Origin of the sequence: Shewanella sp. NKUCC06_TVS (assembly GCF_019345515.1) — a bacterium.
GTDB classification, from domain to species: Bacteria; Pseudomonadota; Gammaproteobacteria; order Enterobacterales; family Shewanellaceae; genus Shewanella; species Shewanella oncorhynchi.
Genome location: NZ_JAHKQX010000017.1, coordinates 123,880 through 142,943 on the forward strand (window position 1 = coordinate 123,880; position 19,064 = coordinate 142,943).

Consider the following 19,064-nt stretch of genomic DNA (forward strand, 5'->3'; position numbering starts at 1 on the left):
TTTATATAATAAAGTTACTACGAATAGCATGATGACTATGTGATCTAAGCCCAACGGCGCTTTTGCATTTTAAAAGTGTGTGGTTTAATGCAGTAAATCTATAGTTCCCATTCTTTAGTTATTAGATATGACCAGCCTAGCTGTAAATAAATTATTTGCAGATGAGCGAGTAAAAATCCAACCCAGTTGATTAGCGAGACGTTTCACTAGTAAAAGCCCTAAACCAAATCCATGGCGGCCCTTACTATTGTAGGAATTGATTATTTCTATACAACAAGCATCTTGAGTAATGCGAATATCCATCCCACCATGCTCAATACTATTCCTTAATAAATTGCTTAATATGATTTTTAGCGGATGAAGCTGAACTGGCAAGCAAGTATCGTCACATAATAATTGAATTTTTTGCTCATAACCATGTACCCGTTGCTGCTCCTCGATAATACTGGTAAGTAAAGGCGATAATGCTACGTTTTCCTTTTCTAGGTTTGAACACTCTTTATTAGTTAACCATAGTAGGGTTTCAATGAGTGACTTCATTTGATTGGTCGCTTGGGAAGCATACAGAGTTGCCCCCGTAAGCTCACCTTGTTGTAATGCGAGGATTTCGAATGAAGATTGGCATATGGCGACTGGCGTACGTAACTCATGACTAGCAAAACGTAAAAAATTGAGTTCTCGCTGCTGAGCCTCCTGAAGTTGTAAAATCGAGTTATCTAAAGCATCAACAATAGCTTTTAATTCAGCATATTCTTGTTCTGGTAAACTCAGTTTTCCTCCTCCTTCCCAATCATGTTGTTTAATCGCATGACTAATTTGATGAACAGGCGTAATCACTTTACTTTGCATATAAAACGCTAAGCTTGCACTGGCACAAAAGGTTATCAAGACAAGCAGCAAGATCGCCGTCATATTTTTAGGGGCAAAGTGCAAATCATGGGTAACACTAAACTGCAGCCAAACGTAGAGCGGCTGGCCAGTTTGGGTGTAGTACACACTTAACGCGTTAACAATGGGACCTTCTGCATGCTCATAGTGAATTGTGCTCGCATCAGTTAAGACTTCATTGTTACTTAACTCACGAATTTGCAGCGGAATATCTCGCCAATGAGGATAGACTGTTAAGTTATCGGTTTTTAGAAGTGGTTGATGAAGTAATGATTGCTGAGTTGGCTCCGCCAGCTTCAGTAATGCTTCGGCCGCTTGCCCTGCATTGTGCATTGTGACTTCATGCATAGAAATCATACCTGCACACATCATGCAAAGCGGGATAAAACTATTTACACCTAAGGTTATTAATAGAAAAATAACTCCCCACACTTGATAACTACGCTTGAGGCTAAGTTTAGGCGCTTGCATTGATATCATCTCTAAGGCTTAAACCGACGCCACGAATCGTATGTAATATTTGCCGTTCAAAGGGGCGATCGATCACTCGGCGCAAAAGATGAATATGGCTGCGCAAGCTATCACTATCAGGTGTACTGTCGGGCCAAAGCATTCGCTCAATCTCTTCTCTACTCACCGTTTCTGGACTACGCCTAGCTAATAAAGCCAGGATCTGCCATCCGGTTTTAGACAAAGCCAGCTGTTGCCCTTGCCGATACACCATGTGGTTTGCAAAATCGATTTCTAGGTCGCCAATAGTCAACCTTTGGGGCGCGGGACGACGCTGAGCAACCACCTTCAATCGCGCGACCAGTTCCTCCATTGCAAAGGGTTTTACTAAATAATCGTCCGCGCCCACAGCAAACCCACTCAAGCGATCATTCAGACTACTACGTGCAGTTAACATGATTACTGGTGAGGTAATGCACTGTGCTTTCCAGCGTTCACAGGCTTCAATCCCATCACCATCCGGCAAATTTAGATCGAGAATAATAGCGTCGAACTGCTGCTGACTAATGAGCATATCCGCTTGTGCCAGGTTGAAAGCGTAATCACACTCTATACCACTCAATTCAAGATATTGAATGATGTTGTTAGAAAGAAGTCGATTATCTTCAACCAGTAATATCAACATATTTAGATCAACTCATATTGATGGGCTAAATGGATTAAATTTGCTCTATTTGTAGCCCCAAATTTCTTACGCATGGATTCCATATGATATTCAACTCCTCTGACACTTATCGGGAGCTGAGTTGAAATTTCGTCGTTTTGAAGACCGTTTGCGACCATAAGTAGGATATCTCTCGCATTATCTTTAAGCAGAGAGCTTTGTAGAAATGGATTGAACAATTGTTTATTACATTCAAAAAGCTTGTTCTGAGCTTCCTTTAAAGTGCCTGCCAATCCCTCTAACACCACCTCCGAAGCACTAAGATGGCTAAGTAGTATAAACCGGCCTGCCCAATGACGATTAGAGTGGAATGAGATGGGCCAGCTCAAAACACTTTGAATATTATGCTTACTAAACAGTAGGCTGGTCTTATCATTTTTTTCACTCGTGAATCTATACATATAAGATTTTGAAGTATCCAATGAAAAACCAAAATTGAAATCATGAGAGGCTATCTGATTTAAATAAAAACGCTGTAATTCAGCCATAACAGGGGAAGAAGCTATGCTGGCGATAGGTTTTCTTAGTGCCGTAGGAGAGAACAGATTGGTATCTTTTGGAAAGTGATAATTTTCATACGCACAATGTGGAACTCCTTGAAACCAGAAACCACAAAAACCATGTAGCTTCAAAGAGTAGTTTATCGCCTGAATAACGTCCTTCAGCGTTGATGCCGTATCTGCATTTGATCGCGCCAGTTTAGCGTCCATAAATACCCTCCAAACGAAATAACATAGAAAGGTATCTCAATACAAAAAATAAACAAAACCCATTGATACAGATACTTACATCTTGTCGCAAAATTAAAACTTATTCATTTTTACGCAGTATTTTTGACATAATTTTGACATACACAAAGATATAATGGAGCAATGCTTTTAACCTTTTTAAATATCATCCAACAAGCCTGGCGCCTCTGCCCTTGCCAAACACCATACTTGAACATGCACATAACGCGCTTCGAATAAGCGAGCAATTTCAGAGACTGTAGTGCCGGTGGTCACCACATCATCCACCAATGCAACACGTTGGAACGCAAAATCATCCGCTAACATAAAGGCATCATGTAAGTTGCGTCGTCGCTGCGCCCCCGAAAGCCCCGCCTGCGGTCGAGTGTCTTGTTGGCGCGTTAACCCTTCGCTCACTAACGGCAGTTGCAAGAGCTGTGATAACTCATGGGCAATTAACCAAGCCTGATTAAATCCCCGTTGTTGCAAACGTTTTGGATGCAATGGAACTGGCACTATCGCTTGAGGCAGCGAGATTAATCCTTGCTGTTCTAATACCTTAAGTCGTGCCACTAAGGCGCGACACAGCACGGGCAAAGCGGCAAGTTGACCTTGATATTTAATCGCACCAACCCAAGCCCCCAAACCTTGATGATAACTACAAGGTGCAATGACTTTACGTGGCTGGCGCTTTTGGCATTCACCGCAATAATCGACTTCTATTTGCATCGACTTACCGCAACCTAAGCAAATAGGCCCATGATATAAGCCAGATTGAAGACAAACGGCACAAATGCCAGTCTCGGGAAGTGATATGGATTGGTGGCACAGCAGGCAACGGTTAGGTAAACTGCCCGCCAACCACCTTGTACCGAGTTGATAGCCTAAACGCATTATCCGCAAAGCAGATTGCGGCCAAATCCTTTTGACAAAGTGCGGCATACATTCACCTAATCCATTTTTGAGGCACTCAAGTGAGCCAAGTGACATCCACAAACCAAGCAAATTTGCATATTGAAATCAGCGGCCAAGGGCCAGATCTGGTGATGCTTCACGGTTGGGGAGTGAATAGCGCTGTGTTTACGCCATTACATGAGTCACTGTCTCAGTATAGGGTGCACTATGTAGACTTGCCGGGCTTTGGCCATAGCCAAATGGTTGAAGGTGGCCTATCAACCTGGGTCGATACCTTAGTCGCTGCATTGCCTGAACACGCTATTTGGGCCGGCTGGTCACTCGGTGGACTCGTTGCGACTCAGGCAGCGTTAAGTTATCCGCAAAAAATCAAAGGCTTGATTACTATTGCCTCATCCCCTTGCTTTATGGCAAGGGAAGACGAAGCATGGCCGGGCATTCCGCCACAAGTCCTTCATCAATTTAGAGAACAACTCGGCCAAAATTTACCTAAAACTATAGAGAGATTTCTGGCGATTCAAGCCATGGGTAGCGAAACCGCCAAGGAAGATATCAAACAACTGCGCGATCTTGTCCTCGCACGTCCTTTACCCAATACCAGAGCCTTAACTCAAGGCCTAAATATGCTAACCGACGTCGACTTAAGGCAGCAACTGATAGAGTTGCGACAACCTTGGCTAAGGATCTGGGGCCGACTCGACGGGCTAGTGCCCAAACGCGTACCACCTAAAATGCCCATCACAGCTCAAAGTGAGGATATGATGCTCGCCAAAGCCTCTCACGCGCCCTTTATTTCCCATCAGCAGGAGTTTTTGCAAGTATTTATGCCTTGGTTAACGTTACAGACACGTTAACGCTTTATCTTTGAGCGATTAATGACTAGTATTTAACCATTAATGTGCCAAGGAATTTCCCATGTTAGTTGTCAGTAACTACCCCCAAGTCCCGCTAGCGACCAGTAATGTCGCGACGGACTCGGCTCGGGTCGACAACCAACTGAAACCTGTGGTCATCCCACCACAAGCGGCAACTAAAGGTCACGAAGAACGCGCCTTTAATCCACAGAATGAACGCACTGCGGATCAAGCTCAACAACAGGCGAAAACGCTCGAGCATAATCAGCAACAAGTTCAAGAAAAACAGCAGCAACAGCAATCCTCACAGCAACAGAACCAACAACAGCAAGAGAAAAAAGCGCCCCTTGTAGTGGCCGAGCGTGTTTTACCTAAAACGCTAAAAATTGCAGCAAGAGGCCAAGCGGCACTGCAACGTAAGGATATACGCTTAAAGGTCAGTCAAGGTGCGGCAAATTATGCCAGCAGTAACGCCAAAGCGAATACCAGCAGTACGGCAAGGCAATCGCTTCAAGGCGAATCGAGTCAATTTTATCAACAACTTGGGCAACGCATTAGTCAGTTCTATCAACAACAGACTCAGCCAGAGCAAGAATCTATTATGTCGACGTGGATTTAACCTATTCCAATCGTATGAATCCGTTTGCGCACAAAATTAACCTGAATGATAAACAAAAATGCCGCTAAAAATAGCGGCATTTTCCATTCTGTTTAACGCTTATTTAGGCAAACGATACAGCTCTTGCTGGTAGGCCAAACTGCCCCACAATGCCCAACTTAAGGCTTTCTTCTCTAGCGCGGCAGCAGCGGGTGGATAAGGCGTTAACTGCTCGTTTTTTTCATTATATTCGAAACCCTGTGCCTCTTTCTCTGGTTGCAGAATGACCACATCTTTACCTTCCATCAGGGCAAAGTTTTTATCGTATTGCATCAGAGCACGCCCTGGCCAATCATCGCTGACCTGAGTTAAGTCACGGCCCAGCATAGGGTAAGAGTCTGAAATACCAATCAAGGATAACAAAGTCGGCGGTAAATCAATCTGGCTCACAATACGATGATCGCGTTTTGGCGCAACATTATCCCCAAGAATTAATCCCGGAATACGAAAACGCGATACTGGCACCAGATCCGCACCACCCACTCGACTGTCATGGTCGGCAACCACGATAAAAATCGTATCTTTCCAATAGTCTGCGTTTTTCGCCAATTTGAAAAACTCACCAACCGCATAGTCGGCATATTTCGCCGCATTATTACGGGTTTGCTTAGGTTGTTCGTAAAGCTCGATACGATCATCTGGGAATTCAAATGGATCATGGTTGCTCGAACTAAACACTAAACTAAAGAAAGGCTTACCTTCACTATGCAGACGCTCAAACTCACTGTTGGCCTTGCGCATTAAATCTTCGTCTGACGCGCCCCACGAGCCCACAAAGGCTGGAGATTTGTAATCTTTCTGATCTATGATGTCACTAAAGCCGTTGCCCAAGAAGAAGCTACGCATATTGTCGAAATGGCTCTCACCACCATAAATAAACTGCGTTGTATAACCATGATTTTTAAATAATTCAGCAATACTGAAAAAGCCAACTTGGCTCTTACCTAGCTTCACCACAGCGCGAGCTGGCGTTGGCGTAAAACCTGTTGTCACGGCTTCGATTCCGCGTACAGATCGTGTACCAGTAGCGTACAAATTATCGAAATACCAACCTTCTTTAGACAAGGCATCGATATTCGGTGTCAGGGGTAACCCACCTAAACTGCCGACAAAACGTGCGCCTAAGCTCTCTTGCAATAGGATCACTAAGTTCTTTGGCTTACCAGTATAACTGGCTTGGTTAAAGCTCAGTGATGGGATATCCGTTGAAGTAAAGGCACTTTCAGGGCGACCACTTTCCTGCCTAATCGTTGCAATAACCTCCGCGTTATCTAGCTTGCCATACACTTTAGAAGCATCTTCTTCACTATCCATCTGCTTGATGGCAAACACCAAGGAATAAGCAGAATTAATAACTAAAGAGTTCACTAATGGATCGTCAGCAAAGGCCACCAGAGCGGGGTTAAGCGGACGATGACCCAAGGTTGAACGGGCACCTAATATCGTAATTGCGATAACGATTAACGCTAATACTGGACGCCAATACCAACGTGGAAAGCGCAGGTTTCTCGTCAGTTTACCGCTGAGAACCCAACCGCCCCAGAGTGTACCTATGGTTAATAATATTGAGAAAATAAGCTCAAGCTTACGACCCGCCCACAGCATAGAAAGCACTTCTTTCGGGTAGATCAGATATTCCACATACAAACGATTCGGACGAAAACCGTATTCTTCAATAAAGGCGGGGGTCGATGCTTCTAAAAACAGCATTATCCACAGACCGACAGTTAACCACACCCGCAAAATCGGCTGCCACAGACGGCCAATAAAATGATCACCTGAAAATAATGCAGTCCCTAAGGCAGCAATACCCCATAACCAGCACAGGGTAGCGATATCGACGCGTAAACCTTGGATTAAGAGATGCGACCAACCATCAACAGCGGCCACGCGATCGGCTTGCCACAGCCCTAAAGCGATACGGCTCGCGGTGGCAATGAAAAGCACTAATAACGAAAAGATAAAGATGGCGCGAAAAGGCCCATGGGCATTGTTTCGCCCGCGAGGTGATAAACCAGATTGCATGTGTTACCCCAAAACGTGTAAAAAGAGCCACTCTGCTTTGGAGTGTCAATTTGAAAAATCGGTGAATAAGCTGTGCTATGACAACCGATTTTGCTTAACGTTGCATTAAATGCCGACTTTATATTCCCTAAGACGACATTTATGCAACAATTTTGTGAGTAACAGGTTAAAAAGTCGACTCGGACATGACGTATGTCCGAGTATTAACATTACAGCGTCTACTTTTTCAGCTTAGCGAAGGCATCAGCAAAGGCATTGCCCATGGCCGCATTTGCTGGCGCTTTAGGTGCTTGCTTTTGCGCAGGACGCGCAGCCGGTTTCGCTGACTGCGGTGTTTTACCATGATTAGTTCTGGCAGGATTGTGCGGTCTTTGCTGCGGCTTACTTTGGTCGATAGCTTCATCCAAACGCATGCTCAAACCGATGCGGCGGCGCTCAACGTCAACTTCCATCACTTTGACTTTCACCACATCTCCCGCTTTCACCACAGTGTGCGGGTCGCTGATGAACTTGTCGGTTAGAGAAGAGATATGCACGAGTCCATCTTGATGTACGCCAATATCAACGAAGGCACCAAAATTAGTCACGTTGGTCACTACGCCTTCGAGTACCATTTCAGGTTTCAGATGTTTAAGTTCTTCAACACCATCTTTAAACTTGGCGGTTTTGAACTCACCGCGGGGATCGCGTCCAGGCTTATCCAGTTCTGCTAAAATATCTGTGACCGTCGGCAAACCAAATTCCGCCGTAATAAACTCTTCTGCCTTGATGCTGCGCAGCAAATCAGAGTTACCCATCAGGCTCGCCAACTCTACTTGCTTAGTCTTAGCGATAGTTTCCACTAGCGAATAAGCCTCTGGATGCACAGACGAGGCATCGAGTGGATTGTCCCCTTCTCGAATACGCAAAAAGCCCGCCGCTTGCTCGTAGGCTTTAGGCCCTAAACGCGGTACTTTCAGCAGCTCTTTACGATTCTTAAACTGACCATTGGCATCGCGATAATCGACCACATTTTTCGCTAACGTCTTATTTAAACCTGCCACTTGTGACAATAACGGCACTGAGGCCATGTTGAGATCTACACCCACGCCGTTTACACAGTCTTCCACCACGGCTTCCAGCGAACCCGATAATTGGCTTTGACTCACGTCGTGTTGGTATTGACCGACACCGATAGACTTAGGCTCAATCTTCACCAATTCGGCTAATGGATCTTGCAAGCGGCGGGCGATAGACACTGCACCACGAATCGACACATCAAGATCAGGAAACTCCAACGCCGCCAATTCCGATGCAGAATACACAGACGCACCCGCCTCACTGACCATCACTTTGGTCAAATGTGGATGGGTATCTTTCACTTCGGTAATCAGCTCAGCGGCCAGCTTGTCAGTTTCCCGTGATGCTGTGCCGTTACCAATCGCAATCAGCTCAACCTTATGCATTTTGACTAAGTTAGCCAAAGTACGGATCGACTTTTCCCACAGATTTTGCGGTGCGTGTGGGAAAATAGTCGCATGGCACAACAACTTACCCGTGTTATCGACCACAGCGACTTTAACACCGGTACGTAAACCAGGATCGAGTCCCATGGTGGCTTTAGCGCCCGCAGGAGCGGCCATCAATAAATCACCTAGATTACGGGCGAAAACTTTAATCGCTTCGGCTTCAGCGCGTTCGCGCATTTGCGAAATAAACTCAGTTTCCATCTGCAGGGCAATCTTAATACGCCATGTCGCCGTCACCACGGTTTTCAACCATTGATCAACGCTGCTATCGCCTAATTTCAGCCCTAAATGATCACAGATAATCACTTCGCAGTAACTACCTTGGCCCGCTTCAGCGGCTGGGTCGGCATTCATAGATAAGGTTAAGAAACCTTCATTACGCCCACGCAGCATAGCCAGCGCACGGTGTGATGGGATCTTAGCTAACTGCTCTGTATGCTCAAAATAATCGCGGAACTTCGCGCCGTCTTTCTCTTTGCCAGCAATTAAACGGCTTTCTAACACACTGTTTTGGCTTAAATGCTCACGCACTTTACGCAGTAATTCAGCGTCTTCGGCGTAACGCTCCATCAGAATATAACGCGCGCCCTCGAGCACAGCTTTAACATCGGCAAAACCCGCTTCGCTATTGATATAGCCTGCCGCTGTAGTCTCGACATCTACGCTACGATCAGCCAGTAATGCATCGGCTAATGGCTCAAGCCCAGCCTCGATAGCGATTTGGCCCTTAGTACGACGCTTAGGTTTGAAGGGCAGGTATAAATCTTCGAGACGTGTCTTACTGTCTGCCTCGTCAATCGCCCATTGTAATTCTGGCGTTAACTTACCCTGAGCTTGGATGCTAGACAGGATCACTTGGCGTCTGTCGTTCAGCTCACGCAGGTAACCTAAACGCGTGTACAAGGTACGCAGTTGTGTATCGTCTAAACCGCCCGTGGCTTCTTTACGGTAGCGGGCAACGAAGGGAACTGTCGCGCCATCGTCGAGCAGAGTGATGGTTGCGGCAACTTGTTGCTCACGAACATTCAGTTCTTGAGCGATAATCAGAGCGATGTTATGTGCATTAGTTTGCATAAATAAAGTGTCGTGCCTAACTGTAAAGTAAGTCGTTATTGCGCCAAAGATACCACAGGCGCCCCGTATGTTTCATGCTAAAGCCTAGGTCAAATCAGAGAGTTTGATCTTTCCCGCAATCCCGTGACTACCGCCGCTATTTTCACAGCAGTAACTCTGTGGTTAATTCGCCTCGCTGGCGAGAGTAGTTTCAAAAGGGGTATAACGGATCTGATTGATATACCACTCTTTTGGGCCAGAAGGCGTTTGCACTAGCACCTCATCATCCACTTGCTTGCCGATTAAGGCACGCGCCATGGGTGAGTCAATGGTGATATAGCCCAATTTTGTATCGAGCTCATCTTTACCGACTATCCGATAACGCACGCGATCACCGGCTTCATTTTCAAGCTCAAACCAAGCGCCAAAGAATATTTTGCCTTCCTGCTGCGGCGAGTAATCGACGATTTTTAACTCTTCAAGCCGCTTAACTAAGTATCTGACTCGGCCATCAATTTGTCTTAACAAACGCTTGTTGTAGGTGTAATCCGCGTTTTCACTACGGTCACCCTGTGCCGCCGCTTCTTGAACTTTAAGGGTGATTTGCGGCCGATATTCCTTCCACAAATACTTCAATTCTTTATCTAAAGTTTGCCAACCCTGTCGGGTGATCAAATGCGCTTTCATACTCATTACTCAATCGTTGGATTAAACGACCACAATTGATGCGGGATAATATATTGGACTGATGATACTCAGACTGGACGCTAAAGTTAACTCACTAAATCATCTCTGTGCATAATGGCTTTTAAATCACCTCTTTTACTGATGCCAATTTAGTTGCATTTCAGCTTCGATTGACTGATTACATTACTGCTTGCTTTGAATGTCAGTCCAATAAAGACAATGGCTGTATGACACATCATTAAGCTGGCGGTTATTGCTGGTCAGCTTGGGCTATAAAAGAGCTTTGTTTCCTAAATCGATTGAACTAAAACACTGTCTGCTGATCTGATCAGCATAATCCACTTTCTTCACTATCAATCGTGCCAAAACCTCACGACAAAACCACTCACTGGAAACGCTATAACCAAGCCTTGATAAACCGTGGTTTGCTTACCTTCTGGATTGATGAAGAGGCTATCGCAATGTGGAAAACGAAAACTGAGCATTGCAATAAAGGCGTCCCTGCTTGTTTAGTGACCTTAGCTATTACCACCGGATGGTTAAACATGTTTTCTCTATGCCGTTGCGAGCCCTGCAAGGCTTTATCAATTCAGTGCTTAAACTAGGCGACATCCAACTATCTTGCACCTGTATCATCAAGCGAGCAAAAAGCGTTAATATCGCCTTCAAAACCAAAACAAGAAGCACCATTGAGCACTTTGCTATCCACTCGACGGACTTGAAAGTCGATGGCGAAGGCGAGTGGAAAATTAAAAAGCATGGCACGGATGGGAAGCGCCGAGTATAGCGTAAACTGTAGATACGTATAGCCACGCAATTTAGCCGTGAGCTTTCAGAAACTTTATAGTTCAAAGAAAAAACCAACGACCGCTAGTTATAATTTAACCTATAAATGACTTTTTAAATAATTAACAATTTTCTTAATAAAAATTTAAGCAGCTAATAGTTGTTTTCAACTGATTAGCTGCTTAATTAGTTAATATAATAGAGAAAAATTAGCCAATTAACGAGAAAACTCTTTGTCAGAAAATAATGCGAACATCGAATGTTGCAATGATCGTGTTTCAAAGCTACCGCTATCTATACTAAGATCATCTCCTAATACATTCACACTGATTTTACCTTTATTTTTACTAACTAAAGCCATGGCATTTCCTACGCGGGCTTCATCTCGTTTTGGTCCCATGTCATAATCAAAGCAGTTTACATTGGATTGGTTCATGACTGACTCACCGTGACCACAATAAATAAAAGCAGATTGGTCGAAATGGCTAGATAAATAACTTACTAACTCTTGGTTATTAGTACATGGTAAAGTATTAGATGTGTCACTAGCTAAAAATTCAGCACTTTGTGCAATCGACTCCGCACCTTTCTCACCTGTAATCCAATCGTTATTTTCATTATTATATTGACCAGCATGGAAAGCAAACAACTTACTAGACTTAGTAGCAAACACAACAGAGCATCCCGATAAACTCCCAGCATGAATTAAAATAGGCTGGCCCTCTTTGACCTGATTTAAATCGAATGAGATACCAATAGTACCTTTATTACCATTATCCACAGCGAGTATATGCAGGTTGTTATCAAATGTTGCTTGATGAAAATACTGCCCAATTGGGCTTCCAGGAATTAATTCCTCTGGTACAATGTGATCGCCAGTGTAATATATTAATCCAGCTTTACTTTCTAGAGTATCTGAAGAAATATACTGGCCATTTTTATCATTTTGAATATGAGTTATAGGGAATGGTAAGTGTTCGTACTTTTTATGACAATCAATAATCCCCTTGCCGATTAAGGGTGACAATTGACCTTTAAGAACAGTTTGCTTGTCTGATTGTAGGCTGTGTAACGATAAGTCTGCAGACTTGAAGTGATTTCGTCGCGGGTCATTTTTCCATTGAGCACTTGCTTCTTCGGTTGAACCTTTTTTAACTTCAATAGTTAAGCCTCGCTTACTTAACATTTTGTTCTTACCAGAGCTATTATCAAATAAAGATTTAATTTTAGTCAGTACGGTTGCAGACTTGATTGATTTGTTATTTTTAATAAAGTTAGAATAAGTTTTATTTTTTGTTAAATCTTTCTTCTCTTGTTCAGTCAACGGACGAACAGAAACCAATTGAATCGGTGACGCATTATCGCTATGTTTTAAATTCGGCGTCAATAATTCATAAGAGTTAGCTTTACTAAATATATTCATGCGCATGTCAAGTTTTCCACTGAGTTAAAAAATGAGCATATTCGATATCAGTATATTTCCTTAATGAAAAAATATAATATTTCATCACTTTTAATTATCAAAAACTATTTAAGAGAACTAACGTGAATAAACATGAATAAATATTATCACCCCTCCTTCACTAAGCAGGATTGATAGACTTAAACTTTAGCCACAGAAAACACGTTTGAAAAAAATAAAAATTAGTACATACAATGCATAGGTGGTGACTATAAATGGCTAATGCCGCTACCTCACCTTTAAAATACTCACCATGTAAAGGTAAGGTATATCGATAAATTGTTATAAATAGCCATCAGTCCGAAATTGAGTCTGCGGGATTACAACAGTCAGGTTGGCGAGGCGTTGGCAGGTGTAAAGGTGATGAACAAAATCATAAGACTAGCTATGCCCATCCGCCAGAGGGTCAATTAGCACAGGAAACAAGGTAGGAATGGGGTCACTGGAGAGTGATTTAAGTAATAAGCTCTCTTGGATAGAAAAATATTTTCAAGCCAATACAGTATGATCGTCTAGAAACCATATAGATACAGACCTTAAGCTCTAATTCAATAATCATCAGAGTATTTCATTATTTTTATGGTGTACATCTGTCTAATAAGTCTGATAGTCATAAAACCGACAGATAACCAATAGGAAATATCCCTATGCCATTTCGCATAGTTCAAGGAACAATATTCGTACCACTCAATACGAACACCCAACACCGCAATCCTACAATCTCAATAAAACATGTTCGGCCTCTATTAGCATCATCCCAATCTCCACACTCACGACTAAAGTATCAGCACCATAATAGTGTGGTGAAGGGACCTGTATCGACACAGGATACGATTGATGGACCCACTCAGATGACAGACTTCAGCCACCGTTTATTTGAAGTCGCAGTAAATGATCACCAAGAGCGTCAACAAAGGCTTTCTAATATATTAACCCCTCATGATCACGCATCACTGAATCATATTAAACGTTTGGTCGTGATAGGAGATAGTCTATCGGATTCAGAAGGCCGAATGAAATCAAAAACCTTGGGAATAATGCTTTCCTCTAAACAATATCACGCTGGACGTTTTACCAATGGTTTCGTATGGCCAGATTTTATATCTTCACCTGCCTATTTGAATAAAGAACTGGTAAATTATGCCGAAGGTGGTGCTGTAGCGGCTAAATATTCCAAGTTAAATCCCACCTTCTGGTTTATTTCCAACATGGAACGTCAAATTAAAAAACATGATTTTACATCTGATGACTTAGTCATACTCGCTCTGGGCAGCAACGATTATATGACGTTCGATAAGAAAGACACTCAAAAAGTGATACACTGTTACGAGAAACAAATCACTAAATTAGTGGGAAATAAAAAAATAAAAAACATCTTAGTTACAGGGATTCCAGACTTCACGAAGACAGCCTATGCCCAAAAACAAGATGAAGTATATCACGTCAACAATAGTGCTCTCGCCAGTGAACATAATGCTAGCCTAAGTCAAAAAATAACAGAACTCGCGGAGCGATATAAAGCCGAAGGAGTAAACATACAGTTTTTCGATTTCGATAATCAATTTACTGAATTACTGGATAAAGCCGATAAGGTAGGTTATGACACTCACACAGCAAATAGTGTCGGTTATGTGGATATCTTTGGCACGAGTAAAGCTTTTGATCCTGCACATCGGCATGTATTTCATGATGAAGTTCATCCAAGCCAAGAGGTACACCAAATGTTAGCATCTCGAATGAGCGATTATATTATCTATAAATTTGGAAAATTAACCGATAATTAAAAAATTATCAATTACATAAGATTTTATTGCGTCCATATTAATTAGACGCAATAATTTAACTCTATTATAGAACAACAAAAAATCTAGCCCCCATGTTAAAAAAAACAATATTATGTGCGTTAGAGCGATAGTTCCCGAAGTCGATTTAATAAGAACTACTAAAAGTAGTTAAATACATAATAGAGGTAGAAATCGAGCTAATTCTTTCATAAATAACGTATTTAAGTTACGCCAACTCATTGCCTAAAGGTTGGCGGTTTAAAATAGCTTTGGTGTCAGTTTTTTAAAAGTGCTGACAGCTTGTCGTAAAATGCCGCCGTCGTTTTTCTAAGTGTTCATAGTAATAGGTGAGTTCTTGCAGAGCCGTCACCACAAGGCTATAAAATATCTTAATCTAGATTTACCCTAATAAATTAGCTATGCGATTTTATGAAATCAAAATATGCAAAGCGAATTTCATTAACGAGATTCAATGCAGCTGGAGTTAATTTTTTATTACGAGGAAAAATCAAGCTATAATGGCCCTCAGGAAGCTTATCCTTAATTGGAATAATAGATATCAAGTCTTTGTGATGTGGAGCTAAAAACATAGGTCTAGGACCAACAAACAAATAGTCCTCATTTAATACAAGTTTCCGAGCGATGGCACTTGAATCACCAAAAATTACCGAACCACAAGATTTGACTCCATTAGGAAAAATTACTATTTCTAAATCGCTATAATATCCATGACTTGCAGCTGGAATATACCATTTTGCAGCCTGTAGTTCAGCTAGTGAAGTACTATTAGCAAGAGGATGTCCTTTGCGAGCTACGACCGAAAAACTACACGATGTCAACCTCTCTTCAACAAACTCATTAAGCATTAAATCGGAAGATACAACGCCAATAAAAAAATCTAGCTTCCCCATACGTAAAGAGCTTAGTAATTCAGAAAGCTGCCCTTCAATAATAGTAATCCGAGTGGAATTATGGCGTTCTTGGAACTTTTTAATAACATCAGGAACAATACTAGTAGCTGGGAAATGAGAGCAACCAAAAGCTATTTTTCCATCTGATAATTTCTCAATTTGTCGTAATTCATCAACTGCTCTCTCTAACTCATTCAGTATTAAATTCATTCTAGGCTCAAACATCATGCCGGCTTTAGTTAATACAGTGCTATTCATCCCTCTGTCTAACAAGGTAACACCCAGCGTCTTTTCAAGCTCCTGGATACTTCTCGTCAAAGTCGACTGTGTCTGGTGAAGCATTTGTGCAGCAGCACTAATATTACCATGTTGAATAATAGCCCTAAGATTTCTAAGTTGATTTAGTTTCGGCAACGCTTTCATTCTATCTCCTTCAATATAATGGACTTTCTTTTTTACTGCATTTCCATACGCAGGATAGCTGTAGATAGGATCACTCTGAGTAATAACTGGAACTTAAAAGCAATACCTCCATTGGCAAAACAACACCCAATTAATAATAGTAATAATTCTTGTTTAAGATAAGGGTATTTGCTACTACGTCGTGACTTATTAAAATTTGGCTTCAGCATACAACGACTTAGTATCGCAGACATTCCTAGTTTTAGCCCATGAGACCTAATGTGTACTGCAACCTCATTCGACTTATAGCAGAAAATATTATCAGATAAAAACCTCTTGACTGTAGGAAGGTGTGTTGGCATAGATCAATCACTGCAATGACTTTTTTAACAACCTAAAGGTCATTTTTGACAAATAATACAACAATATAATTACCAGAAAACCATCAAAAAACAGTGTGTTATGAAAATCAACTTCGCAAGTTAAAGGGCAAAAGAACAAAAAATTCATAGCCATGAAAAAAATATAGTTTTTTTTTTAAGCAAGTCTCGCTAGTATGCCTCTCCGTTATTGAGCACTTGACCGCATAGTTTTGTTGTTTAGTACATATTAAAATCATAAATATCAATTCGATATACTTGCAGATTTACCAAAAACTATCATGACACAACTGGGAAATGTGAAAATTTTTATCCAGAAAATCACGAAAATATCAAAAAAAACAATTACAAAAAAAATATAAATTACTAACGTACTTACAAGGCGGTGTTTTTCGATTGATGCATAGTTTAACTATTGAAGTAAATTAAACTTGATCAACAACAATATTTGAAATGACCGAACAAGGAATAACACAGAAATCAAGTGCTGATGGCATTACAAAGTTATCTCCTAAACTTAATACAATGACTAATTTCTAATTTCTAATTTCTAATTTCTAAAATACAATATAGCAACATGAGTCGCTAGCGATGAATAAATTGCTGCACGATGTAAGCGCATAAATAGACTAAAAACTGCTTTTGACAGTAATGAGCACGGCAAGCAAATGACACAGCAAAAAGCTGTCAAACAAACTAGTCTAATAACCGAGAAAAATCATAAAATACCTTATTCATAAAACGAATAGGGTCCATTTATCATACTTAACACTAGACTTATATCAAACGAGTGAACTTAAGAGGGCAAAAAAATGACAAGAAACTATGTGTTGGGAAATCAGTTAGTATTTGATGTACTGAAAAGACAGATTAGTACACAAGAAAATACAGTGAAAATAGGTGGTCGCGAGGCAGTAATCTTAAAGTTACTATGTGATAATTTTAATAGTGTTGTGGATAAGGAATATATTCAAGAAAAAGTTTGGGGGAAAGTATTTGTAAGCGAAACATCCTTGACAAAAGCTATTTCAAATTTGCGAAAAACCCTTACCAAATTCGACAACTTAGCTTGCGAAATCAAAACAATTTCAAAAGAAGGTTATGTACTTATTTTAGATGAAAGTACCACGGACATTCAAATTCCCGATAAAAAAGATATAATTGACATCAAAAGTATCGAACAAGGAAATAAAGCTTTAAACAATCACGGCATGATTTCATCTTTCATAGAGAAAACGGAAATGATGCGAGAAAATTTGTCTATTAAGCATGTATATTTTTTCTTAGTATGCTTAATTTCTTCACTACTTGCATCGATGTTTACCGTTGTAGCTATTGTTACCATAAATAAAATATTTTAATAACTAAAAGCTGTTTTTGGTTTTAATATCTCATTATATATTAGAAGCATGTAAAAATGAGCTGTAAATATATTCCATGAAAATTAAAATACACTTACACTTACACTTACACTATATAGCCAAGGCATTGAATAATGATATTATACAATACAATACAAGTCAATAAATCTAGCTGAGATATAGTGATGCAGAGTGAATAGCTACGCATAACTCTACAGCAAAAATAAGTTTTCCAAAGATATCTGCAAGCGAAATACATAATTAGAATAGAGAATTTACACTTTAGAATAGAAGGTAGTACCTTACCAAAAAATCTATCCGTCTAATTATTTGCAATAAACACGTCTATCTAATTAACTTCGCATCTACTCAAATCTGATTATTTTTTTCATAGTGCTTTATCTCTAAATAAGCTGACTATTGATTAACACTTGCTTGCATAATATAGAAAACTCTTAATGCAAATCCATTTAGTTAGCAGAAAAAATTACTAATAAATAAAATATAAAGGCACAAGATATCTTATGATATACATGCGCCACAAATATATAGATTTAACTAACAGATAAATCGTTATATTAATTTAACTATTACAGGTTTTAACTTGAAAATATAAATTAATTACCGATGTTATTAACTTGTTCAATAGAAACATAAAACTGGTCATCTACTTTTATTAATGTGCCTGTTGCTATCAGTTCATTACCACTTTTTAATAATACTTCAGATTGAACAAAGTCGTTTACTGGCTTAATTTGACTGGTTTGTAAATGATTAAGTTCATCCAATGTCATAGTGCAATTTGCAATAACAACATCTATCGCGATGCGCATCATTTAGCCTCCCTGAGAAATAGAAATAATTGAGCGACGGACATCACGGATCTCTTCTTGAGCTGAGGTAATTTCTGTCATCGTATTTTTAAACTTTTGTTGCTCAGTATCTAAATCGACTTGGATGGTGTCACAATATGCTGTCATAGTTGCATTCATGGATTGGAGTTGATCATAAGTTACGTTTTTAGTGCTCCAATCAGTACCCGCGATCTCTCCAACGCCCTGAGGATTGCCAAGTTTAGTTTTAATGATGTCGTCTATTTGACTCAAAAATCCCGCTGCACTGCCTCCATTTAACTTAGTGCTTTTATCATCACCAGGTTTAGTGTTAGGTAATCTATCACTCATAATTAACCCCCATAGGCGGTTAATTTCAGCAATGGCCTCTGACTTTAATGAAATATTGTCGGCTTTAGCTTCAGCACTTTTTGTCTGTTCTGAAATATATTTTGAAAGAATTGTATCAATCAAACTCAACGGGTCTCGATTGCCCGCTGAAAATAAATAGTTTGAAGATGATGCTTTAACCGCTTTAGTTGCGATGGGAAGCTGGCTCAAAGCTAATTCGAACGCCTGAGACTTAGTCTTAGCCTCTGTCTCAGGCGCGGAAATAACGTTGGTCATAGATCTAGCTTGGATGTCTGCCATATGA

Annotated in this window: 15 protein-coding genes and 3 pseudogenes; 6 read left to right on the plus strand and 12 right to left on the minus strand. The window is 40.9% G+C overall.

Annotated features, from left to right (window positions below):
- Positions 1-114: 114 nt before the first annotated feature.
- The 4 genes from KO531_RS18070 to KO531_RS18085 form a co-directional block, all read right to left on the minus strand.
- Entirely contained in the window at positions 115-1,359 is a 1,245-nt protein-coding gene (locus tag KO531_RS18070) for a HAMP domain-containing sensor histidine kinase (RefSeq protein ID WP_219251884.1), read from the minus strand.
- On the minus strand, positions 1,346-2,023 hold the full coding sequence (locus tag KO531_RS18075) for a response regulator transcription factor (protein ID WP_219251885.1): 678 nt from the start codon (positions 2,021-2,023) through the stop codon (positions 1,346-1,348). Before KO531_RS18075 ends, KO531_RS18070 begins: the two co-directional genes overlap by 14 nt.
- Before the next feature lie 2 nt (positions 2,024-2,025).
- Positions 2,026-2,772, minus strand: a complete 747-nt coding sequence (locus tag KO531_RS18080; protein ID WP_219251886.1) for a helix-turn-helix transcriptional regulator — start codon at positions 2,770-2,772, stop codon at positions 2,026-2,028.
- A 177-nt stretch (positions 2,773-2,949) separates the two neighbouring features.
- Positions 2,950-3,732 (minus strand): ComF family protein, encoded by a 783-nt coding sequence (locus tag KO531_RS18085; protein ID WP_219251887.1) that lies wholly within the window; start codon positions 3,730-3,732, stop codon positions 2,950-2,952.
- 32 nt (positions 3,733-3,764) lie between these two features.
- Between KO531_RS18085 and bioH the strand changes: the two genes are divergently transcribed.
- Together bioH and KO531_RS18095 are read left to right on the plus strand one after the other, a co-directional pair.
- Positions 3,765-4,559, plus strand: coding sequence for a pimeloyl-ACP methyl ester esterase BioH (gene bioH, locus KO531_RS18090; protein ID WP_219251888.1), 795 nt, complete (start codon positions 3,765-3,767; stop codon positions 4,557-4,559).
- A gap of 61 nt (positions 4,560-4,620) precedes the next feature.
- On the plus strand, positions 4,621-5,178 hold the full coding sequence (locus KO531_RS18095) for a hypothetical protein (protein ID WP_173248241.1): 558 nt from the start codon (positions 4,621-4,623) through the stop codon (positions 5,176-5,178).
- Between the two features lie 99 nt (positions 5,179-5,277).
- On the opposite strand, the gene KO531_RS18100 is transcribed toward KO531_RS18095, so the two are convergent.
- The 3 genes from KO531_RS18100 to greB form a co-directional block, all read right to left on the minus strand.
- On the minus strand, positions 5,278-7,242 hold the full coding sequence (locus KO531_RS18100) for an LTA synthase family protein (RefSeq protein WP_219251889.1): 1,965 nt from the start codon (positions 7,240-7,242) through the stop codon (positions 5,278-5,280).
- Between the two features lie 218 nt (positions 7,243-7,460).
- Positions 7,461-9,824, minus strand: coding sequence for a Tex family protein (locus tag KO531_RS18105; protein WP_219251890.1), 2,364 nt, complete (start codon positions 9,822-9,824; stop codon positions 7,461-7,463).
- Between the two features lie 162 nt (positions 9,825-9,986).
- Positions 9,987-10,490: a transcription elongation factor GreB gene (greB, locus tag KO531_RS18110; RefSeq protein ID WP_105250662.1), complete on the minus strand. Its 504-nt coding sequence runs from the start codon at positions 10,488-10,490 to the stop codon at positions 9,987-9,989.
- A 359-nt stretch (positions 10,491-10,849) separates the two neighbouring features.
- On the opposite strand from greB, the pseudogene KO531_RS18115 reads away from it, so the two are divergent.
- Positions 10,850-11,274, plus strand: a pseudogene (locus tag KO531_RS18115) (transposase); the annotation flags it as partial.
- 219 nt (positions 11,275-11,493) lie between these two features.
- Here KO531_RS18115 and KO531_RS18120 read toward each other — a convergent pair.
- Positions 11,494-12,705 (minus strand): cytotoxic necrotizing factor Rho-activating domain-containing protein, encoded by a 1,212-nt coding sequence (locus KO531_RS18120; RefSeq protein ID WP_219251891.1) that lies wholly within the window; start codon positions 12,703-12,705, stop codon positions 11,494-11,496.
- Between the two features lie 327 nt (positions 12,706-13,032).
- Here KO531_RS18120 and KO531_RS18125 point away from each other — a divergent pair.
- Both KO531_RS18125 and KO531_RS18130 read left to right on the plus strand, forming a co-directional pair.
- Positions 13,033-13,152: pseudogene (locus tag KO531_RS18125) on the plus strand (IS5/IS1182 family transposase); the annotation flags it as partial.
- 437 nt (positions 13,153-13,589) lie between these two features.
- Entirely contained in the window at positions 13,590-14,522 is a 933-nt protein-coding gene (locus tag KO531_RS18130) for an SGNH/GDSL hydrolase family protein (protein WP_251069008.1), read from the plus strand.
- Between the two features lie 283 nt (positions 14,523-14,805).
- Here KO531_RS18130 and KO531_RS22490 read toward each other — a convergent pair.
- Both KO531_RS22490 and KO531_RS18135 read right to left on the minus strand, forming a co-directional pair.
- Positions 14,806-14,913, minus strand: a pseudogene (locus KO531_RS22490) (transposase); the annotation flags it as partial.
- Positions 14,914-14,935: 22 nt separating this feature from the next.
- Positions 14,936-15,856, minus strand: a complete 921-nt coding sequence (locus tag KO531_RS18135; protein ID WP_173248252.1) for a LysR substrate-binding domain-containing protein — start codon at positions 15,854-15,856, stop codon at positions 14,936-14,938.
- A 1,171-nt stretch (positions 15,857-17,027) separates the two neighbouring features.
- Between KO531_RS18135 and KO531_RS18140 the strand changes: the two genes are divergently transcribed.
- A complete protein-coding gene (locus tag KO531_RS18140; protein ID WP_219251893.1) occupies positions 17,028-17,576 on the plus strand; it encodes a winged helix-turn-helix domain-containing protein in 549 nt (182 codons plus the stop codon).
- Positions 17,577-18,193: 617 nt separating this feature from the next.
- On the opposite strand, the gene KO531_RS18145 is transcribed toward KO531_RS18140, so the two are convergent.
- Positions 18,194-18,412: a FliM/FliN family flagellar motor switch protein gene (locus KO531_RS18145; RefSeq protein WP_251069009.1), complete on the minus strand. Its 219-nt coding sequence runs from the start codon at positions 18,410-18,412 to the stop codon at positions 18,194-18,196.
- Positions 18,413-19,060 carry a hypothetical protein gene (locus tag KO531_RS18150; protein ID WP_168827160.1) on the minus strand — a complete coding sequence of 216 codons (648 nt, stop codon included), beginning with the start codon at positions 19,058-19,060 and terminating at the stop codon, positions 18,413-18,415.
- Positions 19,061-19,064: the final 4 nt, after the last annotated feature.